Below are 12700 nucleotides of genomic sequence, written 5' to 3'. Positions count from 1 at the left end.
CTGTAAGATATGCCATCCTCAATCACATGTTAGGGCTGACTAAGTATTGGGCTTTGCGAGATTATGCACGCTTACCCCCCTAACCTGCCGAATCAGGTTCACTAACGCTATGGACATCTTACTTCCTATGGCTTCCTTCAGACCCTGCCGTTAGCCAGCAACGCCCTTGCCATTCGGATTATCTTCCCCTTAGTCAGGGTGATACAGGTCTCTTGCAACCTGTCGGGTTTGCCAACCTCGCTGGGCAAACACAAAAAAGGAGCCAAGCATCAAGCTCGGCTCCTTTTTTGTAGTTGAGCTGAAACACTCAGTGATTAAGCCTCAGCCTTGAGTTTTTCAATTTTTGCTTGCCACACTTTAGGTCCAGTTTGATGAACCGACTCGCCACTGGCATCAACGGCAACTGTGACTGGCATATCCTTAACCTCAAACTCATAGATCGCTTCCATGCCAAGGTCTTCAAAGGCCACCACCTTAGCACCGCGAATGGCTTTGGAAACTAAATAAGCAGCACCACCAACAGCCATTAAATAAGCGGATTGATGCTTTTTAATGGCGTCAATCGCCACTGAACCGCGCTCTGCCTTACCAATCATCGCAATCAGCCCTTGCTCCAACATCATCTCGGTAAAGGCATCCATACGGGTAGAAGTTGTGGGACCAGCAGGACCAACCACCTCATCGCGCACCGGATCAACCGGACCGACATAGTAAATCACCCGATTTTTGAAGTCCACTGGCAATGGCTCACCGGCGGCTAACATTTGTTGAATACGCTTATGTGCTGCATCACGACCGGTTAACATCTTACCCGATAATAAAAGCGTATCACCTGGTTTCCAGCTAGCCACCTCAGCCGCTGTTAACGTGTCCAAATTAACTGCTTTGGATTTATTGTAATCCGGCGCCCATTCTACATCTGGCCAGTTATCAAGCGATGGTACCGGCATGGCGGCAACACCACTACCATCTAATTCAAAATGAACGTGACGCGTAGCCGCACAGTTAGGAATCATGGCAATGGGCTTAGAAGCCGCATGCGTTGGGAAGCTCTTAATCTTCACATCAAGCACGGTGGTCAGACCACCAAGACCCTGCGCACCGATACCAAGGGCATTGACCTTTTCATAGAGCTCAATCCGCATTTCTTCCAGCTTATTTTGCGGACCGCGCTGTAACAGCTCGTACATATCGATATCTTCCATCAAGGCTTGCTTAGCCATCAGCATGGCTTTTTCAGCAGTACCGCCGACACCGATGCCTAACATACCTGGAGGACACCAACCGGCACCCATGGTCGGTACCGTTTTAAGCACCCACTCCACAATATCCTCGCCCGGATTTAGCATCGCAAACTTGGTTTTATTTTCAGAACCACCACCCTTGGCTGCTACTTGCACCTCGACCTTATCGCCTGGCACAAGCTCAACCGATAGAATACAGGGAGTATTATCACGGGTATTTTTACGTTCGAAAATCGCATCATCAAGTACGGAGGCACGCAACTTGTTATCCGGGTTTAAATAACCTTGGCGCACCCCCTCATCACAGGCCTCTTGTAGACTACCGCTCAGTTCAAACTTGACTTCCATGCCGACTTTTAGGAAGATATTGACGATCCCAGTATCCTGACAGATGGGACGGTGACCTTCGGCAGACATTTTAGAGTTTGTCAGAATTTGTGCAATCGCATCCTTAGCGGCTGGGCTTTGCTCTACCTCATAAGCACGTGCTAAATGCGCTAAATAATCCGCTGGATGATAGTAGCTGATAAATTGCACTGCATCAGCAATTGACTGAACTAAATCAGCTTCTTTAATAATGGTTGTCATAATATATCCTTTACCTTTAAATCAACCAAGACTGAGCTCTCAGCACTCAGTCTTGTAGTTCTTACGAGATAAAATCAAGATCGACCTAGCGACCCTTCCAAACTGGCTCACGCTTTTCAGCAAATGCAGTGGCCCCTTCTTTGGCATCTTCCGAGGTGAAGATATGCTGCATCCGTGGCTGCTGCAGGGCAAACATATCCTGATCACTCCACGTCCGGGCCTCATTGACCACCTGCTTAATCACTTGTAATGCTAGAGGACCATTTGCCGCAATTTTGTCGGCTAAGGCTAAGGCCGTTTCTAGCGCTTGACCAGGTTCAACCAAATGGTTAACCAAGCCTAAATCATATGCCCGTTGCGAACTCAACATCTCGCCAGTTAATAAGAACTCCATGGCAATTGCATAAGGCACACGATGAGAAAAACGTAACATACCGCCAGAACCTGGTACCAAACCACGCTTAGCCTCTGGCAAACCAAATTTCGCTGTATTCGAAGCCACAATCAGATCACAGGCTAAACAGAGCTCAAAACCACCTGCCAGGGCATAGCCTTCAACTGCGGCGATTAACGGCTTTTTAGGCAGCGCCTCACACAGTCCACCCAAACCGCGACCAGGCACCACTGCGCGACGCTGCGTTTTAGCGAACTCCTTCAGATCCATACCGGCACAAAAATGCTCGCCCTGACCGCGCAAAATGCCTAATGACAACTCATCGCTATTTTCTAGCTCATCAATCGCATCGGCCAAGGCAAATGAGGTGTCATAAGTAAGCGCATTACGTGATTGAGGACGATTAATCGTAATCACTAATACGCGACCAATTTTTTCAGTTAAGACTAATGCCTCTGACATCAATACCTCCTAGAGTGATTTTATTATTAAAAATTGCTGTTGATTTTACCGCTATTTATACTTATCTAGCAAAAGAGCATGCGCTCCGAGCTAAATAGTGTACGTAGTTTAAAGGCCATGAGAAATTACGAGGAGCGCAGTGATTCTGTGTTTTATCAAGCTAAATATCCTAAAATTATAGGTTAATTAAATTTTTGGTAAATGTCATAGCATGCTTAGCTTTCAGCAAATAATTCTTACATTAGAAAATTATTGGGGTGCGCAGGGCTGCACCCTCCTACAGCCTTTTGATATGGAAGTGGGAGCCGGTACTTCTCACACCGCCACTTTCTTAAGAGCCATTGGCCCAGAGCCATGGTATGCAGCGTATGTGCAACCATCGCGCCGCCCTAATGACGGTCGTTATGGTGAGAATCCCAATCGTCTGCAGCATTATTATCAATATCAAGTGGTGTTAAAACCTGCACCTAGCAATATCATCGATTTGTATTTAGACTCACTCAGAGCCCTAGGCATTAATCCCGAAGAGCATGATATTCGCTTTGTCGAGGATGACTGGGAAAACCCCACCTTAGGCGCTTGGGGCTTAGGTTGGGAAATCTGGCTCAACGGCATGGAAGTGACGCAATTTACCTACTTCCAACAGGTGGGCGGTTTAGACTGTTCAGCCACGACCGGTGAAATTACCTACGGTATTGAGCGTTTAGCGATGTATTTACAAAACGTTGAGAGCGTTTACGATTTGGTTTGGACCACAGATTTAGCGGGCAACCCTGTTTATTACCGAGATGTTTTCCATCAAAACGAGGTAGAACAATCCAAATACAATTTCGAATATGCCGATGTGGAGACCTTATTCCGTCATTTTAATGATCATGAAAAAAATGCCCAGCGTTTGATTGAGCTGCAATTAGCTTTACCCGCTTATGAACAAGTGCTAAAAGCTGCCCACTTATTTAATTTATTAGATGCGCGCGGAGCGATTAGTGTGACTGAACGTGCAACCTATATTGCCCGTATTCGCAATCTCTCCCGCAGCGTCGCCCAATGTTATTACGAATCTAGAGAAAAGCTCGGCTTCCCGATGCTCAAACAAGCAGCTCCCGTGGAGGCAAAATAATATGTCAACTAAAGCCTTATTAATTGAGCTCCTAACTGAGGAGCTACCACCCAAAGCATTACAACGTTTAGGCGAAGCCTTTGCCACTACCATTGAAGCTGATTTAAAAAAACTGGCCTTATTGCCAGATGACTATCAGTATCGTTACTTTGCCACCCCTAGACGCTTAGCCATTTTGATTGACAAGGTGCTGCCACAAGCGCCAGAGCAGGACTTTGTTGAAAAGCTGATGCCTGCCAAAGTAGGTTTAGATGCCGCAGGCAACGCCACCCCTGCCCTAACTAAGCGCTTAGAGGCCAAGGGCTTAGCGCATTTGAGCGTGGCTGATCTAAGTCAGGAATCCGATGGCAAGCAGGACTTCTTAATTGCCCGTGGTAAGGCACCTGGCGCCATCTTAAAGAATCGCATTCAAGAGGTGGTAGAGCATTGTATTAGCCAATTACCTATCCCTAAGGTGATGCGCTATCAACTTGCCGATCGTCAAACCACCGTGCGCTTTGTCCGTCCAGCACATCGCTTAGTGGTATTACACGGCGATGAGATTTTACCTGTACAAGCACTTGGTCTAAGTGCTGGCCGTATCACCGAGGGTCACCGCTTTATGGGGGCCAAGACGATTTCACTCACAGATGCGGAGGAATACGAACAACGCCTAGCCGATGAGGGCATGGTGATTGCCGATTTTGAGCGTCGCCAAGCCATGATTCGTGAGCAACTACACCGTATTGCTGACTCGCTAGACACTACCTTGGGTGAGGATCCTGAAGTCGCTGAGTTATTAAATGAAGTCACCGCTTTAGTAGAGCACCCAACGGTTTATGTAGGACAATTTGATCGCAAATTCCTAGCCGTACCGCAAGCATGTCTGATTTTAACCATGCGTTTAAATCAGAAGTACTTCCCGCTTTTTAATAAAGCAGACGGCAAATTGGATCATCGTTTTCTGATTGTCAGCAATATGCACTTAGCCGACCCTAAAAATATTATTGAGGGTAATGAGCGCGTTGTACGTCCACGCTTAGCTGATGCTGAATTCTTCTTTGATACGGACAAGAAAACCCCACAAAATGAGCGGGTAGCACAATTAGCCAATGTGGTCTATCACAATAAATTAGGCTCACAACTGCAAAGAACAGAGCGGGTGCAAGCCTTGGCCGCACTGATTGCCGAGCAATTAGGCACCAACAAGCAAGAAGCAGAACGTGCAGCCTACTTAGCCAAGGCGGATTTAGTTTCTTTAATGGTCGGTGAATTCCCCGAGCTACAAGGGATTATGGCATCCTACTACGCCGCTGGCGAGCAGGAAAGTTCTGCCGTTTGCCAAGCCTTAGCGCATCAATACGATGTCCGCTTTAACTTAGCGCCAAGCAAGGACGGCATCACTGCGCTCATTCTTTTTGTGGCTGAACGGGTTGAGACCTTAGTCGGCATTTGGGGAATTGGCTCTATTCCTACGGGTGAACGAGATCCCTACGGTTTACGTCGAGCTGCGTTGGGCATTATCAGTGCCTATGAATGGCTAGAACAAGCTCATCTTGATGGCATCAGTGCGGCTGATTTAGATTTACCTGCGCTTTTAGCCAAATCCCTTAGCCTCTTTGATGCTAGCAGCGAGCTTAATCCTAATACTGCCACTGAAGTTTACGAGTTTATTTTGGAGCGTTACCGTAACCAATTACAAGCCGAGCATAGCAAAGCGGTGATTGATGCGGTTTTAGCCGTCAATCCACCTTTGGATCAAATACCTGAGCGGATTGCTGCGATTGAAGCCTTCTCTGCACTGGATGAGGCTGAAAGCTTAGCGGCTGCCAATAAGCGTATCAGCAATTTATTACGTCGCTCTGAAGACGAAGTGCACAACTTCGATGCAGCGTTATTACAGGATGAGGCGGAAAAGAATTTATTCACCACCTTGCAAGCTGTGGAGCCAGAAGTTATGGCGCTCTTTCAAAGCAAGGACTTCACTGGCGGTATGAGCCGGCTAGCCGCTGTACGACCCGCAGTGGATGACTTTTTTAATGATGTGATGGTTATGACTGAGGATGTCGCAATTCGCGCCAATCGCTTAGCACTACTGCAGCGTCTTCATGGCACCATGAATTTGATTGCCGATATTTCTCGCTTAGCCTAGTCTTTAAGCTTTACATAGGATTCAAGATGCCCAACAAACTAGTGATTCTCGATAGAGATGGGGTCATTAACAAAGACTCCGCAGATTACATTAAAAGTGCTGCCGAATGGGAACCTATTGCGGGCAGTCTTGAAGCCATCAGTCGTCTCAATGGCGCTGGCTATAAAGTGGTGATCGCTAGCAATCAATCGGGTCTTGGGCGCGGCTATTTTACCATCGATGATTTAAATGCCATGCATGCCAAATTGCGTCAACTCTTGGCAGAAAAAGGTGGCCTCATTGATGCCATTTTCATCTGTCCGCATAAGCCTGAGGATAATTGCCATTGTCGCAAACCCTCGCCTGGACTATTTGAGGAAATAAAACGACGCTATAACATCGATCGCAGCGCAACGACCTATGCCGTGGGTGATTCCTTACGTGATTTACAGGCAGCGTCAGCTGCCGGTTTTAAACCCTGGCTAGTACTCACCGGCAATGGTCAAAAAACCCAGCAAGACCCAGCCTTTGACACAGATACACCGGTAAGTGAGGATTTGGCCGCCATGGTTAATCGCTTGCTGGCTGAAGTTACGCCTGCCGCTATGTAATCGGAGTTGCCGGATGAACTTTATTCGCTCTCTCATTTATGCCTTATGCTTTATTGTCAGCGCCTTGATTTTAGGTCCGCTGATTGTTTTAGCCAGACCGCTGCCCTTTGCTAAGCGCTATCGCTTTGCAGTGCTTTGGCCACGGCTTTTAATTTATTTAGCCAAGGTGATTTTAGGGATTCGCTATGAGGTCAAAGGTAAGGAAAATATCCCCGCTGATCGTCAGGTGATCTATTTAGTCAAGCACCAATCCGCTTATGAAACCCTATTTTTGCCGTGGTTTACGCCCTTCCCAGTGGTCTTAGTGTATAAGAAGAGCTTGGAGTATATCCCGCTCTTTGGTTGGGCGCTAGCTAGCTTAAACAATATCCCGATCAACCGCGCCAAAGCCTCGGAGGCACTGCGGCAAGTGCTGCGTATGGGCACGAAACGCATCAAAGAGGGGCGCTCACCCGTGCTCTTTCCCGAAGGGACACGCACCCCGGTTGGCACCAAGGGTCGCTATAAGCCAGGTGGTGTACGCCTTGCTATGCATGCGCAATGCGATATCATCCCGGTCGCGCATAATGCCGGTAAAGTCTGGCCACGCAATGCCTTTATTAAAAAGCCTGGCTGCGTGACCCTCTCCTTTGGCCCAGCCATCAGTCCTGGCGATCGTAGCAGTGAAGAAATCATGGCAGCGGTTGAGCAATGGATTGAGTCAGAGATGATCCGCCTAAACCCCGAGGATTATCCTAGCCAGGATCCAGCGGACACACCCTATGCCCAGAGCAAAAAGAAGCGCTAAAATAGCATGACAATGCTAAGCTTAACCAATTCATAAGGAGTTTTCATGTTAATACTACATACCATGTTACGCGTAGGTAATTTGGAGCGATCCATTGACTTTTATACCAAGGTCTTAGGCATGAGCTTATTACGTACTTCCGATAACCCCGAATATAAGTATAAGCTTGCTTTTCTCGGTTACGCCTCCAACCCCGAACAAGCTGAAATCGAATTAACCTATAACTACGGGGTTGAGGAGTACGAGATGGGTACGGCCTATGGTCATATTGCCATTGGTGTGCCAGATGCCTATGAAGCCTGTGCCAAGGTCAAAGCCGCGGGTGGTAAAGTCACGCGTGAAGCCGGTCCCGTACTGGGCGGTGAAACCGTGATTGCCTTTGTTGAGGACCCCGATGGTTATAAAATCGAATTTATCGAAAGAAAGGATATGAACGCCCCCGGCACGGGCCTACGGTAGAACAGAGCCTTAGCGCCCAACACTCACCCTCCCGGACAAGCGTTAGCGCTCGCTCGGGAGGAACTTAATTTTGTCCTACACCTGCACTATCCACGGCATCCGCTAAGGCAATAAACTGCTGCAAACTAAGATCCTCAGCTCTGGCCGTCGCTTCAATCCCCAAAGCCGCAAAATCCAAGCGCCATTGAGCTAGACTACGTCGAATCATCTTGCGTCGCTGACCGAAAGCTTGGGCTACAATCTCAGCAAATAGCTGATAGTTTTTTGGCTGTAGTCTATCCTCAGCTAATGGGATCATGCGCACAATAGCAGAATCAACCCGTGGTGGAGGATCAAAGGCCTCGGGACCCACATCAAAGAGCCCCTCCATGGCATAACGTTGTTGCAGCATCACAGAAAGCCGACCGTAGTCCTTAGTGCCTGGTTCAGCAATCATGCGCTGCACCACCTCTTTTTGCAGCATAAAATGCTGATCCTCAATCAAATCCACATATTCCATCAAATGAAATAAAATCGGCGTGGAAATATTGTAAGGAAGATTACCCACCACGCGCAGCTTCCTAGCCGATGCGCTTATACGCTCAGCAAAGAGCGCTTTGAGATCGACTTTTAGTACATCACTCTCAATCACGCGCAAACGCTCTGCGGGGTAGCGCCTGGCTAAACGCTGCACTAAGTCGCGGTCAATCTCAATCACCGTGAGTTGCTTTAGTCGCGCTAACAATGGCTCGGTCATGGCCAATTGACCAGGACCGATTTCCACCATCAGATCATCCTCACGAGGAGCAATGGCATTCACAATGGCGTTGATAATATACTCATCAACTAAAAAATGCTGACCGAAACGTTTACGAGCTTGATGCGCCAATGCACTCTACCTATAGATCAAAAACTAGCGGTTACGCTTTTGCTCAAGACGATTATCAATAAAGGTGCGACCTCTGAGCTGCTCAATCCAATCTTCTAATACGGCGGCCGCACGCTCCTCAAAAATCGCCTCATTAGCCAAGGACTTACGGATAGAGGCTTGCTTGTCCTCCGTGCGTCGCTCCATCACCTCAATCAAATGCCAGCCAAATGAACTACGTACTGGCTCACTGATTTGACCGATTTGTAAGCTATCGGCCGCCTTCTCAAAGGCTGGATCGGCTTGACCTGGTGTGATCCAACCAATATCCCCACCAATTGGTGCTGAGGAATCGTCAGAGTACTTTTCTGCCGCTTCGGAGAAACTCATACCACCCTGAATCGCTTGCTGTACTTGAAGAATGCGCTCATGCGCTTGCTCATCCGTCATAATCGGAGTGCGACGAATCAGAATATGGCGCACATGTGAATCAGTCACTTCGACCGGACCCTCTTGCTGTGCTGCCTGCACCCGTGGATCATGAACCACAATAGGAGCTGGTCGAGGGGCTTGTACCACGACTTCACGTTGGCGCTCATGAATTAAACCACGACGCTCAACCACCTTCAGAATATGGAAACCATTTGGGGCACGGAAGACACCTGAGACGCGACCATCTCGAACATTACGTGTCTGGTCCACGAATAATTTAGGCCAATCTTCAAATAAACGAATCCCTAAATTACCACCTTCTGCTGCCTCAGGTGCATTGGAGTACTCGCGGGCTACCGCCTCAAAGCTTGTGCCACCACGAATTTTTTGTAAGGCCTCATTGGCGCGTTTACGTGCCGCCTCAACTACCTCTTCTGAGGAGTTATCGGGCACCCGAATATAAATATGCTGGAAAGCAATGGCTTTGGGTTCAAAGCTCTGCTCTACGACAATGCGTTTTTCCGGCGGTGGCGCTTCAGGTTGAATCACTTGCGGGCGATAATTAGGTGACACACCAGTCGGATTTTGCTTAATATAGGCCTCCACATCCGCTGGCGTCACATGAATACGGGACATTAAAATTTGACCGCGTACCTCATCCAATAAGACCTGGTTACGTAAACCCTCAACATAGGTAGTCCAGTCAATACCATGTTGACGGGCTGCCTCACGTAACTGTTCAGGCGTCATATTGTTATTAGCGGCAATCTCAGCAATCACCTGTTGCATGCGACCATCACTGATTTGTAAACCCAAGCGTTGTGCCTCATCCTCAACCAGTAACTCATCGATCATGCCTTGTAACACCTGATCTTGAGCGCGACGATCATTACCTGCTACACGATTAGCCGCCATACGCTCCTGTAACTGACGCATGGTTATAACCTCGGTGCCGACAATCGCAGCAATACCATCAGCAAATTGCCCCTGTTGAGCGGCTCGAGCCCCCTTTGTTTGAGCTTGGACCAATGTCATTGGCAAGGCCAAAAGCATTAAAGGCAAGGCTTTTAATGCCAATTGTCGTAATGTAACTTGTTTACGCATTTATTCATACCTTTCAAATGTAGAACGTACCGGTACCGGCACCTCTGTCGATTCGTATCCTGGAATGCTATCTCGAATCGTTTTCATAGGATCTGAGCCTAAGGCACCTAAACCATTTAATTCTAACTGGAAAAACACTCGTGAATTCGTTTTTTCTTGTGCAACTGCATATCTTTGGAATAATACCCGCGCCGACCAACAACAATTACTACGATATTCGATGCCGGCAACGCTCTGAGTAGAACGTCTTTCTTTAAATGAATAATCAAAACGCCCAACCGCATTCACTTTTGCTGTGATCGGCCATTGACCGGCAACAATCAAATTTTCTTTGGAAGGCAATTGATAGGAATAGATCCCACCACTTTCATTCAATAAAGGATCACGCTGATAGCGGTACGATAAACTCAAAGAGGTCAAACGCTTTGGGTTCCAGCGCAGCGAAACGCTTGACTGAGCAATTTTCTTTTCATAAGGATCATATTGTAGCGCTGCTTCAGTATTTAGCTTATCCGTAAGACGAGCACTTAGGGAAGCCAAAAACTCGGAACGGTTATTAGCTAATTGCTCATTATTAGAAAGTGTGACTTTTTGAGGTTCAAAAGAAAAACTTTGGGCTACCTGCAAAGCCAAGCGCTCAAGCCCACTATTTGCATCCAACCACCGCGTAGTCAATCCTAAGGTCAGTCGATTGGCATTATTAATTCTATCCCAGCCGCCGCTATAGCGATTTTCAGTAAAGGCAGTACCAAAGCCAAACTGACTGACCGACGTATCATAAACCGGGATACCCGACTGATCTCTAAATGGTATATATAAGTAGTAAAGTCTAGGCTCCAAGGTTTGTCTTGAGGGCTTGCCAAAAAACGTGGTTTCACGCTCAAAGGTCATGCCAGAGTCTACACTAAAAATCGGCAAGGTACGACTTTGAGCACGATCACGCGCTACCCCACGACCACTTTGTGGCCAAAAACCACCGTTGGGCAAATCCCTATACCAGTCCGTTTCATAATGGGAAAAATGCAAGCCTAACTTGGGGGTAATATACCAACCCGGTCGCACAATAGGATAACTGACAGTAGAGTATGAGCTTAAACGCGTCCCATCATACCTAGAATGACCGCGATTTTTGGGCCAATAGAAATGTGCACCATTTAACTCGGCCGGAAACTTAGGAAACTCAAACCGTGTCAGTGTATTAACCGTGCTCAGGTCAAAACCACCCCAATCATAGCGCGCACCGCGAATTAATAGCTCAGGCTTACGCTCATATTGACGATAAACACCCGCACCCGGGGTCTCACTATTTAAGTTCAGATCATGCAAACCCTGATACTGCTGCCAACGCAAAAAACCGCTCCAGTACTGATGCCCAGAAAACGTTAAGGTAGCACTTTGATTTAAGTAGGTACGATCGGCTTCCGTAACTTCCAAATCATCTAAATCTCGGAAATAGTTACCGTCTGAAGCCTTATTCCAATTCAAATTAAAACCAAAGTTAAAACCGAATAAGCTGCCCAGTTGATGACGATGCGTAATACCGTAAGTCCAACGCTTCTGATTATTGAAATGCTTATCCCGAGGTAGATAAGCCGCAGTCAATTGACCCGAATAGGTCGGCTGCAAATAGCGGAACTCACCGCCCAGCATCAGTCCCCGCTTAGATAACCAACGCGGCGTCAAAGTAGCATCGTAATTAGGGGCTAAGTTAATAAAATACGGCGCAATAATGTCAGCACCACTACGTGAAGAATAGGAAAAAGTCGGGGTTAAAAAACCCGTTTTCTTTTCCTGACGTAATGGAAAGGTAAAATACGGCGACCAAAAAACCGGTATATCACCCACATAGACTTTAGCATTGCGAGCAATACCCTCATTTTCATCATCGTAAATATCAACACGCTCGGCAGCTAAATACCAAGAAGGGTCAGGGCAAGGGCATGAGGCAAAGGTCGCATTAAATAAACGCAGATGATTACGATCCAACATATCAGCAAAATCAGCACGACCGGAGCTACCATCGGCAAAGGAATAGATCGGGCCCAGAAACTCACCGCTCTCTGTATTGACGTTGTACTCGATTTCCTCTCCGGTAAATAAATTACCCTCTTGTAAAAGGCGGGCATGCCCCTCGGAGCGGATTCGGCCGAGCTCACGTTCGTATGTAATACGATCGCCCTTTAAAATCACATCAGCACGCCTGACCTGTGCGCCCCCCTGCAGAATCAGTTGATTGGTATCATCAACCACATCAACCGTTTTACTATCGGTGATGGTGACAATATCATCTTGCCCTGCCTTATTCTCACCTAACATCGGCGATTCCAGCAGCGGCACCCGCAAACCAGGGCTTTGGGCCTGGGCTCCACCCATTGCGACTAAAACGATAAGAACTAAAGCACTGCTTCTAAACACCATGTATTCCGATTGGGAAATGCAAAAACCTGCTGCAACTAAAAGTAAAACTAAGCCAGCTTAAAAGACATAAGGGCTTAGTATGTTCTAAAATTATTGATATTTTAACGATGTAAACGCTATATTT

10 protein-coding genes are annotated in these 12700 nt (G+C 47.4%); 5 read left to right on the top strand and 5 right to left on the bottom strand.

Annotation, left to right across the window (positions count from 1 at the left end; translation table 11 throughout):
- Window positions 1-314: 314 nt before the first annotated feature.
- Both A3GA_RS0107540 and A3GA_RS0107535 read right to left on the bottom strand, forming a co-directional pair.
- Window positions 315-1832: a fumarate hydratase gene (locus A3GA_RS0107540; RefSeq protein WP_018026790.1), complete on the bottom strand. Its 1518-nt coding sequence runs from the start codon at window positions 1830-1832 to the stop codon at window positions 315-317.
- A gap of 85 nt (window positions 1833-1917) precedes the next feature.
- Window positions 1918-2688, bottom strand: a complete 771-nt coding sequence (locus tag A3GA_RS0107535; protein WP_018026789.1) for a crotonase/enoyl-CoA hydratase family protein — start codon at window positions 2686-2688, stop codon at window positions 1918-1920.
- A gap of 211 nt (window positions 2689-2899) precedes the next feature.
- Here A3GA_RS0107535 and glyQ point away from each other — a divergent pair, with 211 nt between their 5' ends.
- The 5 genes from glyQ to gloA are packed head-to-tail and all read left to right on the top strand — an operon-like array spanning window position 2900 to window position 7775.
- The gene (gene glyQ / locus A3GA_RS0107525) at window positions 2900-3808 is read left to right on the top strand and encodes a glycine--tRNA ligase subunit alpha (protein WP_018026787.1); all 909 of its coding nucleotides are present in this window, start codon (window positions 2900-2902) and stop codon (window positions 3806-3808) included.
- 1 nt (window position 3809) lies between these two features.
- The gene (glyS, locus tag A3GA_RS0107520) at window positions 3810-5939 is read left to right on the top strand and encodes a glycine--tRNA ligase subunit beta (protein ID WP_018026786.1); all 2130 of its coding nucleotides are present in this window, start codon (window positions 3810-3812) and stop codon (window positions 5937-5939) included.
- Between the two features lie 26 nt (window positions 5940-5965).
- Window positions 5966-6529: a D-glycero-beta-D-manno-heptose 1,7-bisphosphate 7-phosphatase gene (gene gmhB, locus A3GA_RS0107515; RefSeq protein ID WP_018026785.1), complete on the top strand. Its 564-nt coding sequence runs from the start codon at window positions 5966-5968 to the stop codon at window positions 6527-6529.
- A 13-nt stretch (window positions 6530-6542) separates the two neighbouring features.
- Entirely contained in the window at window positions 6543-7316 is a 774-nt protein-coding gene (locus A3GA_RS0107510; RefSeq protein WP_018026784.1) for a lysophospholipid acyltransferase family protein, read from the top strand.
- A gap of 45 nt (window positions 7317-7361) precedes the next feature.
- A complete protein-coding gene (gloA, locus tag A3GA_RS0107505; RefSeq protein ID WP_018026783.1) occupies window positions 7362-7775 on the top strand; it encodes a lactoylglutathione lyase in 414 nt (137 codons plus the stop codon).
- 64 nt (window positions 7776-7839) lie between these two features.
- Here gloA and rsmA read toward each other — a convergent pair whose 3' ends face one another.
- Genes rsmA through A3GA_RS0107490 form a run of 3 tightly spaced genes read right to left on the bottom strand, consistent with a single transcriptional unit; the run spans window position 7840 to window position 12576 of the window.
- Window positions 7840-8643, bottom strand: coding sequence for a 16S rRNA (adenine(1518)-N(6)/adenine(1519)-N(6))-dimethyltransferase RsmA (rsmA, locus tag A3GA_RS0107500; protein WP_018026782.1), 804 nt, complete (start codon window positions 8641-8643; stop codon window positions 7840-7842).
- A gap of 24 nt (window positions 8644-8667) precedes the next feature.
- Entirely contained in the window at window positions 8668-10158 is a 1491-nt protein-coding gene (locus tag A3GA_RS0107495; RefSeq protein WP_018026781.1) for a peptidylprolyl isomerase, read from the bottom strand.
- On the bottom strand, window positions 10159-12576 hold the full coding sequence (locus tag A3GA_RS0107490; protein WP_115342722.1) for an LPS-assembly protein LptD: 2418 nt from the start codon (window positions 12574-12576) through the stop codon (window positions 10159-10161). It abuts the gene before it with no gap.
- Window positions 12577-12700 lie beyond the last annotated feature (124 nt).

Origin of the sequence: Oligella urethralis DSM 7531 (assembly GCF_000372065.1) — a bacterium.
Taxonomy (GTDB): domain Bacteria; phylum Pseudomonadota; class Gammaproteobacteria; order Burkholderiales; family Burkholderiaceae_B; genus Oligella; species Oligella urethralis.
The sequence above is the reverse complement of the archived record's forward strand: the minus strand, read 5'-3'. Positions and strand labels throughout refer to the sequence as shown.

Excerpts from the sequence above, each read along its gene's own strand:
- A3GA_RS0107540 (WP_018026790.1), bottom strand. The coding sequence starts at position 1,832 with ATGACAACCATTATTAAAGAAGCTGATTTAGTTCAGTCAATTGCTGAT.
- A3GA_RS0107535 (WP_018026789.1), bottom strand. The coding sequence starts at position 2,688 with ATGTCAGAGGCATTAGTCTTAACTGAAAAAATTGGTCGCGTATTAGTG.
- glyQ (WP_018026787.1), top strand. The coding sequence starts at position 2,900 with ATGCTTAGCTTTCAGCAAATAATTCTTACATTAGAAAATTATTGGGGT.
- glyS (WP_018026786.1), top strand. The coding sequence starts at position 3,810 with ATGTCAACTAAAGCCTTATTAATTGAGCTCCTAACTGAGGAGCTACCA.
- gmhB (WP_018026785.1), top strand. The coding sequence starts at position 5,966 with ATGCCCAACAAACTAGTGATTCTCGATAGAGATGGGGTCATTAACAAA.
- A3GA_RS0107510 (WP_018026784.1), top strand. The coding sequence starts at position 6,543 with ATGAACTTTATTCGCTCTCTCATTTATGCCTTATGCTTTATTGTCAGC.
- gloA (WP_018026783.1), top strand. The coding sequence starts at position 7,362 with ATGTTAATACTACATACCATGTTACGCGTAGGTAATTTGGAGCGATCC.
- A3GA_RS0107495 (WP_018026781.1), bottom strand. The coding sequence starts at position 10,158 with ATGCGTAAACAAGTTACATTACGACAATTGGCATTAAAAGCCTTGCCT.
- A3GA_RS0107490 (WP_115342722.1), bottom strand. The coding sequence starts at position 12,576 with ATGGTGTTTAGAAGCAGTGCTTTAGTTCTTATCGTTTTAGTCGCAATG.